The following is a 12136-nucleotide window of genomic DNA, read 5'->3' as shown; positions in this document are numbered from 1 at the left end:
GTCCGTCCCCCGCGACCAGGCCGGTCCACCCATGAACCCACCTGCCTTCCAGCGGGCCGTCGACACATTGCGCGAGATCCTCGACGGGCCCGCCCTCCGGCCGGAACTCGACCTGGAGGACATGCCCGCCCCGCAGAGCCTCGCGCCGTACGCGGCGGCCATGTCCGGCAGCGTCTACCGAGCCGACGACACCGAGATCGCCATGGGGCGCCTCATCGTGCTGTACGACCCGGAGGGCCGCACCGGCTGGGCGAACGGCTTCCGCGTCGTCGCCTACATCCGCGCCGACCTGGAGCCCGACATCGCCGCGGACGAGCTGATCGGCTCCGTCGCGTGGGACTGGCTGCTGGAGGCGCTGGAGCCCGCCGGCTACGCGGGGGTCTCCGGGACGATCACCCGCGCGGTGTCGGAGAGCTTCGGCGACAAGCGCGGCGAGCCGTCGGCCACCGAGCTGGAACTGCGCGCGTCGTGGTCCCCGACCGGTGACGATCTCGCCGGTCACGTGCTGGCCTGGTGCGAGGTGATGTGCACCACGGCCGGGCTGCCGCCGGACGGCGTCGCCGCCCTGCCGGACCGGCCTGGCGGGGCGGACGGCTGAGCGACGTACGGTAGGGGGCGTGAGCACAGCGTCCGAGACCGAGGCGGCGGGGGAGAACACGGAAGAAGTGGGAGTGTCTGAAACGCGCGCGACCGGGTCCGAAGGGGCTGCCGGTGCGGAGAAGACGGCGGCGCAGAGCACGCCCGGGGCCGTTCCCGGGCCGGCCGGTGAAACGGCCAGGGCGGGCACGGAGGCCGACACCGGCCCCCCGGCCGTCCCGCTGCTGGAACCGCGTGATGGCGTCCCGCCGGTGCTCACCACCGCCGCCGACCTGGAACGTGTCATCGCGGCGTTCGCCGCGGGCACCGGCCCGGTCGCGGTCGACGCCGAGCGGGCCTCCGGCTACCGGTACGGGCAGCGCGCCTACCTGATCCAGCTGCGCCGCGCGGGCGCCGGCACCGCGCTGCTCGACCCGGTCTCGCTGACCGACCTGTCCGGGCTGGACGCCGCGCTCGCCGACACCGAGATGGTGCTGCACGCCGCCAACCAGGACCTCCCCTGCCTGGCCGAGGTCGGTCTCGTGCCGCGCCGGCTGTTCGACACCGAGCTGGCCGGGCGGCTGCTCGGCTACCCGCGCGTCGGGCTCGGCTCCATGGTCGAGAACGTGCTCGGCTTCCTGCTGGAGAAGGGGTACTCGGCGGCCGACTGGTCGACGCGCCCCCTCCCGGAGGACTGGCTGCGCTACGCCGCACTGGACGTCGAGCTCCTGGTCGAGCTGCGCGACGCGCTGCAGGACGAGCTGGAGGCCGCGGGCAAGCTGGAGTGGGCGCTGGAGGAGTTCGCCGCGATCCTGACGACGCCGCCGAAGCCGCCGCGGCCCGACCCGTGGCGCCGCACGTCCGGCATCCACCGGGTGCGCAACCGGCGGGCGCTCGGCGCCGTCCGCGAGGTGTGGGAGGCGCGCGACAAGATCGCCCGGGAGCGGGACCTGTCCCCCGGCCGGGTGCTGCAGGACGCCGCGATCATCGAGCTGGCGCAGAAGGCCCCGAAGACCCCCGCCGAGCTGCAGGCGCTGCCGACGATGCGGGGCCGCGGCGCCCGCCGGCACCAGTCGGCGTGGCTGCGCGCCGTCGCCCGCGCCCGCGACCTCTCCGACCGCGCGCTGCCGGAGTCGAACCTGCCCGGCGACGGGCCGCCGCCCGCGCACCGCTGGGCCGACCGCGACCCGGAGGCGGCCAAGCGGCTCACCGCCGCCCGCGCCGTCGTCGCCGCGCTCGCCGACGAGCACTCGATGCCGTCGGAGAACCTGGTGCAGCCCGACTCCATCCGCCGCCTCGCGTGGACGCCTCCGGCCGAGCCGTCGGCGTCCGCGATCGGCGCCGCCCTGCGCGGCCTCGGCGCCCGCCGCTGGCAGGTGGAGCTCACCGCCCGGCCACTGGCCAAGGCGTTCATCCGCCTCGACCTTCAAGGCGAGCTCTGACTCCCCTTGAAGGGGGCGGCCGCGAGGCCCAGACTGGCTTAGGTTAGCTTTGCCTAAAACGGTCTGTTCCCGAGGAGTGCGGCGATGCTACTGGGCAACTTCCTCATCGGCCTGCGGGAGGGGCTCGAGGCCGCCCTGGTCGTGAGCATCCTGATCGCGTACCTGGTGAAGACCGGCAACCGCCGGGCCCTGGTCCCCGTCTGGACGGGGATCGGCGTCGCGGTCGTCCTCGCGTTCGGGTTCGGCATCGCGCTGACCGAGGCGTCATCGGAGATGCAGTTCAAGACGCAGGAGCTGTTCGGCGGCCTCCTGTCGATCGTCGCGGTGGGCCTGGTCACCTGGATGGTCTTCTGGATGCGCAAGACCGCCCGGTTCATGAAGGCCGAACTGGAGGGCAAGCTGGAGGGCGCGCTGAACGTCGGCCCGTTCGCGCTCGCCGCCGTCGCGTTCCTCGCCGTCGGGCGCGAGGGCCTGGAGACCGCGCTCTTCCTGTGGACGAACATCTCCAACTCCTCCGGCGGCTCCGCCCAGCCGATCACCGGCGCGTTCCTCGGCCTCGCCGTCGCCGTCGCGCTCGGCTACCTCCTCTACCGCGGCGGCCTGAAGATCAACCTCAAGCGGTTCTTCACCTGGACGGGCGCCGCGCTCATCGTCGTCGCCGCGGGCGTGTTCGGCTACGGCTTCCACGACCTCCAGGAGGCCGAGGTGTTCCCCGGGCTGAACTCCGTCGCACTGGAGCCGCACGCCTTCTTCGCCAAGTTCGGCGACGCCGGCGACTGGATGCAGACGGTCTTCCAGGGCGTCCTCAACGTCACGCCGCAGATCACGTGGCTGCAACTGATCATGTGGGCGGCCTACCTGGTCCCGGTCATGTTCCTGTTCCTGCGTAACCCGTCGCCGTCCAAGCCGGCCCCCGCGGTGGCCACCGAGCCCGCCGCCACCTGACTCCCAGGGGGACGCCCCCTGGAACCCCTGCCACGGGCAGCCGGTGTGCGGGACTTGGTCAGAGGTCGGGCAGGGGGTCGCGGGGGAGGCTGTCGCGGGCGAAGACCTCGGCGTCGGCCGCGTTGACGACCGGGACGTACTCGTCGTCCAGCTCGAACACGGCGCCGGCGAACTCGAACGACGCGCCGACGCCCGTCTCCACCGGCCCGATCCGGTTGCCGCGCGGGTAGCTGCCCCAGATGGTCTTCGGCTTGCTGCGGCTCAGCGCGCCGGTGGAGATCACCGAGATCTGGTCGTCGGTCACGACGAAGATGAATCCCGCGCCGCCGCCGTAGGCCATGGCGGGGAAGATGTAGCGGATCTCCCCGTCGATCGCGAGGAACTCCCGGCAGCGCTCACGGAGCGGGCGTGGCACCGGCATGGCCGCTGAGGCACCTCCCCCGGACAGGACGTCGTCGCCGCCACAATCATGCACCGGAACGCCGGAGCGTGACCAGACTCAGGGCGCCGCCAGCGCCGCGGTCGGCGGCAGCCGCGCCGCCCGCATCGCCGGGTACAGGCCCGCGGCCGTCCCGATCGCCAGGGTCGCGGCGAGCGCGCCGCCGAGCGCCCACACGGGCACGACCGGCGGCCAGTCCTTCCACAGCGCGAACCCGGTGGTGACCGCCGCGCCGAGGACGACCCCGGCCGCGCCGCCGAACGCCGACAGCAGCAGCGACTCGGCGAGGAACTGGACGCGGACCTGCCCGCGGGTCGCGCCGAGCGACCGGCGCAGGCCGATCTCGCGGCGCCGCTCCAGCACCGAGACCACCATCGTGTTGGCGACGCCGACGCCGCCGACGAGCAGCGCGACGGCGCCGAGCCCGAGCAGCAGGCCGGTGAACGCGCCCGCCGCGGCGGCCTTCGCCTCCAGCGCGTCCGAGGGGCGGCTGACCTCGACCTCCTCGGGATGCTCGGGGCTGACCGTCCGGGCGAGGACGTCCCGGACGTCGCCGACGGACGCGTCCGTGGAGCGCTCGTAGATCGTGGTGGGGTGCCCGTCGAAGCCGAGGTAGCGGCGGGCGGCGTCCCAGCCGACGAGGGCGGACCGGTCGATCTCCGGTGCCAGCCCGGCGGGCCGCAGGACGCCGACGACCACGAACCACCGGCCGCCGATCCACACCTGGCCGCCCGCCCGGTCCAGTCCGAGCCGCCGCGCCGCCTCGGAGCCGAGCACGACGCCCGGGTACCGTCCGGTGCCCGCGTTCAGCCGGCTCCCGCTCGCGGTGCCGACGCCGAGCGTGCCGAGCAGGTCGGGCGTGGCGGCCTGCACGGCGATGCCCTGGGTGACCTCGTCCGGGATCCGGTCGGTGCGGCGGACGGTCGCGGTCACCGAACCGGTCGCGCCGACGGCCGTGACCGGGCCGATCCGGCCGACCATCCCGGGCGCCGACTCGGGCAGCTCCGCCTTGTCGCCGAACAGCGTGTCGCCGGGCTTGGCGGTCAGCAGGTTGGTGCCGAGCCGGTCGAGGCGCCGCAGCAGGTCCTCCTTGCTGGACGAGGAGATCCCGATGACGGCGACCATGGTGGCGATCCCGATCGCGATGCCGAGCGCCGACAGCACGACCCGCGCCGGGCGGGCCCGGAGCCCGCCGAGGCCGACGCGCAGCACGTCGTCCGCGCCGAGCCGCGCGGGTGCGAGCGCGGTCTTCATCGGCTGCCCACCTCCGCCCGCTCGTCGGCGACGACCAGGCCGTCGCGGACCCTGACCCGGCGCGGCGCGCGGGAGGCGACCTCCAGGTCGTGCGTGATGATCGCGACGGTCGTGCCGGCGCGGTTCAGCTCGTCCAGCAGGGCGAGCACGCCGGCGCCCGCGGCGGTGTCGAGGTTGCCGGTCGGCTCGTCCGCGAGCAGCAGGTCCGGCTCGCCGACGATGGCCCGCGCGACCGCGACCCGCTGCTGCTCGCCGCCCGACAGCTGGTGCGGCCGGTGCGTCGTCCGCTCCCCCAGCCCGACGCGTTCGAGCGCCGCCCGCGCCCGCTCCCGCCGCTCCGTCAGCCCGGCGCCGCCGTAGAGGAGGCCGTCGGCGACGTTGTCGAGGGCGCTCACTCCCGCGGCCAGGTGGAACTGCTGGAACACGAACCCGATATGCCGGGCCCGCAGCGCGGACAGCTCCCGGTCGCTCAGGTCGGCGACCGCGTGCCCGGCCACCCGGACGCCGCCGCCGCTCGGCCGGTCCAGCGTCCCGATCATGTGCAGCAGGGTCGACTTGCCCGACCCCGACGGCCCGGCGATCGCCACCAGCTCACCGGGCGCGATCACCAGGTCGACGCCGCGCAGCGCCTGGACGCCGCCCGCGTACTCCTTGGTCACGCCGGACAGCTCGACGATGTTCTCGCCCTGCGCGTCCGCTCCGAGTGTGTTCATTCGGCCGGCACCCCGACCTTCACGCCTTCGCGGATGCCGGTCCCGGCGACCTCGACGCGCCCGCTGCCGAACGCGCCCGCCCGCACCGGGACCAGGTGGCGCCCGGTGCCGTCCACGACCTCGACGCCGAAGCCGCCCTCGCGCAGCGCCAGCAGCGCCTCCACCGGCACCGACAGGACGTTCTCGCGCCGCTCGCTCTCCAGTTCGACGCTGACGGGCGCCTCGTCCAGCCGCCCCGTCTTCGCCTTCCCGAGCGAGATGTCGACGCCGACGGTGGTCTGCTTGTCCTGCCCGGACCCGGTCGTCTCGGCGACGCTGCCGACCTCGGTGATCGTCCCCTTGACGGTCTCGCCGCCGGGCAGTTCCACCGACACCTTGGCCCCCTTCTCCGCGAGGTCCTGCTTGTCGGCGTCGAGATCGACGTGGACGACCCGCGCCGTCCCGGCCACCGTCAGGACGGGCTGCCCCTGGGCGGTCCGCTTGCCCTCGGGCGCCTTGACCTCCCGGACCCTCACGGCCCCGCCGAGGAACACGATCTGGCTCGCGTCGACCCTCCCCGTCTCGTCCAGGCCCCGGTCGTCCTGCCACTCCTTGACCGCGGTCTCGGTCGCACCGCTGAACTCGTCGTCCACGGTCAGGCCGGAGTACCCGAGCGCTTTCAGGTTCTCTTCGAGCTGCCGGACGTCCTTGCCTGACTCCCCGCTCTGGAGCGTCCGGTACATGGGGCTGCCGCCGTACATCAGCGTGACGGGCCTTCCCGCCACCTTCAGCAGCGTCCCGCCCCGCTTGACGGTCCGCCCCTGCTTCGGCGCCCAGGTCACGACACCGGACGCGCCCGTCCACACCTCCCGGACGTCGTCGTAGGTGAGCTTCCCGTCCACCTTCTCGGTGTCGACGAGATCGCCCCGGCTGACCACCGCGGTGCTCAGCCGTGCCTCATGCCCGGCCTGCGCCTCGCCACCGTCCATCGTCCACGCGAGAACGCTCCCGCCGCCGACGACCACCACGACCGCGACGCCGCCGGCGACCACGACCCGCCTCACTGCCTCACCCCGGGCAGCTTGTCCTTGCACGCCTCACGAGCCTTCTCGGCCTTCCCCAGGTCGACGCCCGCTGTCGGGATCGTGAGCTTTCCGTCCGGCGCCGGGTCCGGCATGTCGACCCCGTGCTCGCGCATGCACTGCGCGAACTCGACCCACTGGTCGCGCTTCTTCGGATCCGACAGGTCGGGCAGCTGCCCGCCCGCCTGGAGCCACGACTGGCACTTCTCCAGCGCCGCCTGCAGCTTCGTGCGGTCGGTGCCCTTTCCCAGCCGCATCGCCTTGGCGTCCCCGGTGCCGGGATCGGGAACGTTCACCCCGTTCTCCCGCATGCACTGCGCGAACTTCAGCTGCGCGTCCTCCGGCGAAATCGACTTACTGGGCGAAGCCGAAGCCGACGCCGCGGCGGTCCCACCGACGCTGGCCACGCCGCCCCCGCCATCATCGCCACCGCACGCGGCAAGCCCGAAAAGCACCGGCACGACGGCCCCGGCCGCCCACACTCGAATCCCCATCTCACCCTTCCCGCCGAGGCGCCCTGCCCCGGCGAGAAGCAATAAGACCCGCACCACCGTTAAACCCGCATTAGACGGCTGGTCGGGATTTCTACTTCCAGACGTCGCGCCAGGTGCAGGCCATGCCGCGGGTGCGGGTGGGGACGCTCTTGAGGTCGATCAGGAAGCCCTTGTGGTCGGTGTGGAGGACGTGGTGCACCTCGCCGCAGGTCTGGCCGCGCGTGTAGCCCGGCGAGTAGTAGATGTGCTGGAGGCCGCTCTGCGCGGTCCGGTCGCTCTCTTTCACGTCCAGATCGCGGAGGCCCCAGAACGTGGACGGGGCGCAGTTGTGCTTGTGGCCCTTCATGTTCACGTCCCCGCTGAAAACGACGGGGCCGCCGGTCGAGGCCAGTTCGTCGCGCAGCCTCGCGCATTCGATCGGCTGGTGGACGCGGCCGCCCCAGTCCTGGCCCGGCAGCGACAGATGCGCCGTGCAGACCCGCATGCCCGAGGTGATGACTCCGCAGACCCAGGACCGGTATCCGTGCGTCTCGAAATAGCCGGCCTGCTTCGAGTCGGCCTGGAACCCGTGCGCGATGATCCCGTTGACCGCCGCGCCGCGGCCGGCCGAGCACTGGCGTGCCTTCGAGCCGGTGCCCCGGCCCACCTCGTAGGAGATGAAGGTGTAGCTCAGGCCCGCGGCGCGCAGCGCGGTGACGATTCCCTCAAGGTCGTTCTTGCATGCTTCGTTGATCGTGACCGCATCGGGCCCGAACTTCTTCACATGATCGATGACGGTCTGCCGCTTCTGCTCGGCCACGCTCTTCTCGGTCGCGGTGTATCCGCTCTCGAAGTGCAGCGTCCCGGCTCCGTCCTTCCAGACATGCGGGTCGGGGAAGCAGGTGTCTTTCCCGTTCCCTCCGGCTTTGACGTAGTACCTCGCACCCCACATGCACATGTTCATCTGGTAGCCGCGGTATGTCGAAGGCGGCGCCGCCGCCGCGGCCTGCCCGATCGGGACAAGGCTCACGGCGGCCAACGCCATGGCGGATATCAGCGCGCGTTTGATCACATTCGCCTCCGGAAGAGAGTTCGCGCCTCGGCGGCAACGGACGGAGACCAACAATGCACGAGACGGCTTACAAAGCGTTTACACCCCGATTTCACGGCCGCCGCCCGCCGGGTCCACGGGTCGGCGCGAGCCGGCGGGCTTCTTGCCTCGTTGATAAAAGCGGGCGGCGAAGTGTGGGCCTGAGACGGATTACTCCGTGTGGCCGGTCCGTCATAATCCGGTCGTGCCAAGCCAAAGCGCGCCGCCGCTGAACGCGGACTTCCGGCTGGTCGAGGCGCTCCGGGCGCAGCGGCCGGGGGCGGTCGGCCACGTCTACAACGTCTACGGGCCCGAGCTGGTCGAGTACGCGGAGGGGCTGCTCGGCGACCGCGAGCGGGCGGTCGGGGCCGTCCGGGAGGCGCTGCTGGCGCTGCGGGACGCGGACGTGCCCGACGCCGGAACGTTCCGGGACCGGCTGCATGAGCTGGTGCGCGACCGGTGCCGCGCCGCGCCGGTCCGCAGGCGCGGACGGCTGGTGGTGATCGGCGGCGCGGCGGCCGCGGTCGCGCTGACCGGCGGGATGCTCGTCCTGTTCGAGTCGACGGACCAGGCGCCGGAGCCGTCCGCCGCACCGCCGGTGGCGATGACCACTCCCGCGTCGCCGTCCCCCACTGCCACGCCGACGCCGACGCCTTCGGAGAAGAAGGAGGAGCCGAAGCCGGAGAAGGCCGTCAAGCCGAAGAAGAAGCACAGGGCCCCGGCCGGGCCGGGGCGCCTGTCGGTGAACGACGGCGACTGCCATGGGGTGCGGGCCGCCGGGCTGCCCACGCGCTGCTACATCCGGCTGTCGGCGGTCGGCGGCAAGGTGAAGTGGTCGGTGTCGTCGGTGCGGGACAGGGCGGGGCGGATCAGCGCGGGCGGCAGCGGGACGCTGGCCTCGGGCCACTCGACGTCGGTCGCGGTGACCGTGCGTCCGACGGTGCTGTGCTACATCGGCGGACGGGGCGGCGGCACGGTCTCGTTCTCACCCGGCGGAAGCGCGGCGGTGTCCTACACCTGCTGGCGGCGCTGAGCCTTATCGGGGTTTAACCCCGCGCACGGCATGCTCGGGGGCATGCGTGTACTGATCGTCGAGGACGAGCGAGTGCTCGCGGACACGATCGCCGAAGGGCTCCGCGACGAGGCCATGGCCGTCGACGTGGTGTACGACGGCGACGACGCGCTGGAGCGGGCCTCGTACAACGAGTACGACGTGGTGGTCCTGGACCGGGACCTGCCGACCGTCCACGGCGACGACGTGTGCCGGGAGCTGGTGGAGCGGCGCGGCGGCGGCAGGATCCTGATGCTGACCGCGTCCGGCGACGTCGACGACCGGGTGGACGGGCTGTCGCTCGGCGCCGACGACTACCTGCCGAAGCCGTTCGTCTTCAGCGAGCTGGTGGCGCGGGTGCGGGCGCTGGCGCGCAGGTCGGGGCCGCCGGTGCCGCCCGTCCTGGAGCGGCGGGGCATCCGCCTCGATCCGCACCGGCGCAGGGTCGCGCGGGACGGCCGGGAGCTGCGGCTGACGAACAAGGAGTTCGCCGTGCTGGAGGAGCTGCTGCGGGCGGAGGGCGGCGTGGTGAGCGCCGAGCGGCTGCTGGAGCGGGCGTGGGACGAGAACATCGACCCGTTCAGCAACATCGTGCGGGTCACGATGGCGACGCTGCGCCGCAAGCTGGGCCAGCCGCCGGTGATCGAGACGGTGACGGGTTCGGGATACCGGCTGGAGGCACGGTGAGAAGGCTCGCGGTGGAGAGACTGAGCGTCAGGACGCGGCTGACCCTGGTGTACGGGTCGCTGTTCCTCATCACCTCGGCCGTGCTGGTCGGGGTCACGTACCTGCTGACCGTCCGGACGATGGACAACCGGTTCTCGGCGCGGGACAACATCAACCCGGAGTCGCTCACGCGGCTGCGGGCGATGGCGCTCGACGGCGACATGAGCCAGCTGATGGCGCTGAAGGCCGACGCCGACCGGCAGGTCGCGCAGCAGAAGCACGACGTGCTCGAACAGCTCCTGCAGTACTCGCTGGTGACGATGCTGGTTCTCGGCGTCCTCGCGGTGGTGATCGGGTACCTGGTCGCCGGGCGGATGCTGCGGCCGCTGCACCGGGTGACGGCGACCGCGCGGCGGCTGTCGGAGAGCAACATGCACGAGCGGATCGCGCTGGACGGCCCGCAGGACGAGATCAAGGACCTGGCCGACACGTTCGACCGGATGCTCGACCGGCTGAACCGGGCGTTCGACAGCCAGCGGAGGTTCGTCGCGAACGCCTCGCACGAGCTGCGCACGCCGCTGACGATCAACCGGACGGTCCTGGAGGTCGCGCTCGCGAGCCGCAAGAGCCCGCCGGAGACGAAGGCGCTCGCGGACGTCCTGCTCGGCAGCACCGCGCGCCACGAGCGGCTCATCGAGGGCCTGCTGCTGCTCGCCAAGTCCGAGCGGGAGCTCGGCACGCGGGCCGGGACGCCGCTGCCGGACGTGGTCCGCAGCGCGCTCGACCAGCTCGACGGGCAGGCGGAGGAGGCGTCCGTGGACGTCGAGGCGCGGCTCGGGCCGGCCGTCGTGACCGGCGACCCGGTCCTGCTGGAGCGCTGCGCGGTGAACCTCCTGGAGAACGCCGTGAAGTACAACGTGCGGGACGGGCGGGTGTGGGTCCGCACCGGAGTCCGGAACGGCGAGGCGTTCTTGCAGGTCGTCAACACCGGGCGGCCCGTCCCGTCCTACGAGATCGGGACGATCTTCGAGCCGTTCCGGCGGCTGCGCACGGACCGGACCGGGTCCAGGGACGGCGCGGGCCTCGGCCTGTCGATCGTCCGGGCGGTGGCCGCCGCGCACGGCGGCACGATCGAGGCCGTCCCGCGGCCGGACGGCGGCCTGTCGATCACCCTCCGGCTGCCGCTGCGGGCGGAACCCGCCCTCGCCGCCTAGCCCGTCTGCTGGGCGTTGAGAGGCCAGGGCGGCGGCTGCGGCCACTGGACGCGCCCCTCCGGCTCGGGCTCTTCGGGACGCGCGGACAGCCAGCGGTGCACGACCTTGCCGGTGGCGTTGCGCGGCAGTTCGGGGATGAAGTACACGTCGCGCGGCACCGCGTACCGGGCGACCTGCGCGTGCACGTAGTCGCGGACGGTGCCGGCGTCCAGCCGCGAGCCGGGCCGCAGGACGATGTACGCGGCGAGCCGCTGCCCCCATTCGGGGTCGGCGACGCCGGTGACGGCGACCTCGTGGATCTCCGGGAGCCGCTGCAGGGCGTCCTCGACGTCGCCCGGGACGATGTTCTCGCCGCCGGACACGACCATGCCGTCGCTGCGCCCGTCCACGAACAGCAGGCCGCGGTGGTCGATGTGGCCGAGGTCGCCGGTGGACAGCAGTCCGTCGCGGACCTCCATCGGCTCGCCGCCCGTGTACCCCTCGAACAGCAGCTCGTTCGCGGCGAAGATGTGGCCGCGGGTGGAGCGGCCGAGCCGGCGGCCCCGGTCGTCCAGGATCGACAGCTTGGTGTTGCGCGGCGGGCGTCCGGCGGTGCGCGGGTCGAGCCGCAGGTCGCGCGGGGTGGCGATGGACACCCAGGACGCCTCGGTGGAGCCGTAGACGTTGTAGAGCCGGTCGCCGAAGGCGTCCATGAACCGGGTGGCGAGGTCGCCGGGCAGCGCGGCGCCGCTGAGCGCCGCGATCCGCAGCGCGGACGTGTCGTACACGGCGCGGGTCTCGGGGGCCAGTTCCAGGATCCGCTGCAGCATGACCGGGACGGCGAACAGCGTGACGTCGCGGTGCGAGGCGACGGTTCGCAGCGTCTGCTCGGGGTCGAACCGGCGGTGCAGGACGACCGGGGCCCGCAGTGCCCACGCCATCTGGAGCGCGGCGTACCCCCAGGTGTGGAACAGCGGCGCCTCGACGATCATCGTCTGCCGGGCGCGCAGCGGGATCCGGGACGTCATCGACGCCAGCGGCCACAGGCCGGGGCGGGGCGGGCGGCGGGCGCCCTTCGGCCGTCCGGTGGTGCCGGAGCTGAGCATGATGGTCCGGCTCTGGATCTGCGGCGGCTCGGCGACCGCGTCCGCCGACGGCACCGAGCGGATGATCTCCTCGATGCTGGGCCCGGCGTCGGCCGGGCCGGGGTCGGCGTCCGGCACGGCGCGGGGC

The 12136-nt window shown here is 73.1% G+C and carries 13 protein-coding genes; 6 read left to right on the top strand and 7 right to left on the bottom strand.

What is annotated here, in order from left to right; all coding sequences use genetic code 11:
* Window positions 1–31: 31 nt before the first annotated feature.
* From E1293_RS37125 to efeU, 3 genes are all read left to right on the top strand, one after another.
* Window positions 32–598 (top strand): DUF3000 domain-containing protein, encoded by a 567-nt coding sequence (locus E1293_RS37125; RefSeq protein ID WP_132203158.1) that lies wholly within the window; start codon window positions 32–34, stop codon window positions 596–598.
* Between the two features lie 220 nt (window positions 599–818).
* Window positions 819–2018 carry an HRDC domain-containing protein gene (locus E1293_RS37120; RefSeq protein WP_207939315.1) on the top strand — a complete coding sequence of 400 codons (1200 nt, stop codon included), beginning with the start codon at window positions 819–821 and terminating at the stop codon, window positions 2016–2018.
* Window positions 2019–2102: 84 nt separating this feature from the next.
* Window positions 2103–2963, top strand: a complete 861-nt coding sequence (gene efeU, locus E1293_RS37115) for an iron uptake transporter permease EfeU (RefSeq protein ID WP_132203156.1) — start codon at window positions 2103–2105, stop codon at window positions 2961–2963.
* A gap of 58 nt (window positions 2964–3021) precedes the next feature.
* Here the strand turns inward: efeU and E1293_RS37110 are convergent, their stop codons facing one another.
* The 6 genes from E1293_RS37110 to E1293_RS37085 form a co-directional block, all read right to left on the bottom strand.
* Window positions 3022–3384 carry a hypothetical protein gene (locus E1293_RS37110; RefSeq protein WP_132203154.1) on the bottom strand — a complete coding sequence of 121 codons (363 nt, stop codon included), beginning with the start codon at window positions 3382–3384 and terminating at the stop codon, window positions 3022–3024.
* 78 nt (window positions 3385–3462) lie between these two features.
* The gene (locus E1293_RS37105) at window positions 3463–4656 is read right to left on the bottom strand and encodes an ABC transporter permease (protein ID WP_132203152.1); all 1194 of its coding nucleotides are present in this window, start codon (window positions 4654–4656) and stop codon (window positions 3463–3465) included.
* Entirely contained in the window at window positions 4653–5369 is a 717-nt protein-coding gene (locus E1293_RS37100) for an ABC transporter ATP-binding protein (RefSeq protein WP_132203150.1), read from the bottom strand. Before E1293_RS37100 ends, E1293_RS37105 begins: the two co-directional genes overlap by 4 nt.
* Window positions 5366–6412 carry a peptidoglycan-binding protein gene (locus E1293_RS37095; RefSeq protein ID WP_243717106.1) on the bottom strand — a complete coding sequence of 349 codons (1047 nt, stop codon included), beginning with the start codon at window positions 6410–6412 and terminating at the stop codon, window positions 5366–5368. Before E1293_RS37095 ends, E1293_RS37100 begins: the two co-directional genes overlap by 4 nt.
* Window positions 6409–6837, bottom strand: a complete 429-nt coding sequence (locus E1293_RS37090; RefSeq protein ID WP_132203148.1) for a hypothetical protein — start codon at window positions 6835–6837, stop codon at window positions 6409–6411. The genes E1293_RS37095 and E1293_RS37090 overlap by 4 nt, the downstream gene beginning before the upstream one ends.
* Window positions 6838–7015: 178 nt before the next feature.
* Window positions 7016–7933 (bottom strand): endonuclease/exonuclease/phosphatase family protein, encoded by a 918-nt coding sequence (locus E1293_RS37085; RefSeq protein ID WP_165978560.1) that lies wholly within the window; start codon window positions 7931–7933, stop codon window positions 7016–7018.
* A 265-nt stretch (window positions 7934–8198) separates the two neighbouring features.
* Between E1293_RS37085 and E1293_RS37080 the strand changes: the two genes are divergently transcribed.
* Genes E1293_RS37080 through E1293_RS37070 form a run of 3 tightly spaced genes read left to right on the top strand, consistent with a single transcriptional unit; the run spans window position 8199 to window position 10924 of the window.
* Complete coding sequence (locus tag E1293_RS37080) at window positions 8199–9026, top strand: hypothetical protein (RefSeq protein ID WP_132203144.1); 828 nt, start codon at window positions 8199–8201, stop codon at window positions 9024–9026.
* Between the two features lie 42 nt (window positions 9027–9068).
* Window positions 9069–9731 carry a response regulator transcription factor gene (locus E1293_RS37075; protein ID WP_132203142.1) on the top strand — a complete coding sequence of 221 codons (663 nt, stop codon included), beginning with the start codon at window positions 9069–9071 and terminating at the stop codon, window positions 9729–9731.
* 11 nt (window positions 9732–9742) lie between these two features.
* Complete coding sequence (locus tag E1293_RS37070) at window positions 9743–10924, top strand: sensor histidine kinase (protein WP_243717104.1); 1182 nt, start codon at window positions 9743–9745, stop codon at window positions 10922–10924.
* On the opposite strand, the gene E1293_RS37065 is transcribed toward E1293_RS37070, so the two are convergent.
* Window positions 10921–12136: AMP-binding protein (locus E1293_RS37065; protein ID WP_132203140.1), on the bottom strand; the 1216-nt coding region annotated here is incomplete at its 5' end. The two genes, E1293_RS37070 and E1293_RS37065, sit on opposite strands and share 4 nt — an antisense overlap.

Origin of the sequence: Actinomadura darangshiensis, from assembly GCF_004349235.1 — a bacterium.
In the GTDB taxonomy this organism is placed as follows: Bacteria; Actinomycetota; Actinomycetes; order Streptosporangiales; family Streptosporangiaceae; genus Spirillospora; species Spirillospora darangshiensis.
The sequence above is the reverse complement of the archived record's forward strand: the minus strand, read 5'-3'. Positions and strand labels throughout refer to the sequence as shown.

Bases quoted from the DNA above. Each gene is read 5' to 3' on its own strand.
- E1293_RS37100 (WP_132203150.1), bottom strand. From the start codon at position 5,369: ATGAACACACTCGGAGCGGACGCGCAGGGCGAGAACATCGTCGAGCTG.
- E1293_RS37110 (WP_132203154.1), bottom strand. From the start codon at position 3,384: ATGCCGGTGCCACGCCCGCTCCGTGAGCGCTGCCGGGAGTTCCTCGCG.
- E1293_RS37125 (WP_132203158.1), top strand. From the start codon at position 32: ATGAACCCACCTGCCTTCCAGCGGGCCGTCGACACATTGCGCGAGATC.
- E1293_RS37075 (WP_132203142.1), top strand. From the start codon at position 9,069: ATGCGTGTACTGATCGTCGAGGACGAGCGAGTGCTCGCGGACACGATC.
- efeU (WP_132203156.1), top strand. From the start codon at position 2,103: ATGCTACTGGGCAACTTCCTCATCGGCCTGCGGGAGGGGCTCGAGGCC.
- E1293_RS37105 (WP_132203152.1), bottom strand. From the start codon at position 4,656: ATGAAGACCGCGCTCGCACCCGCGCGGCTCGGCGCGGACGACGTGCTG.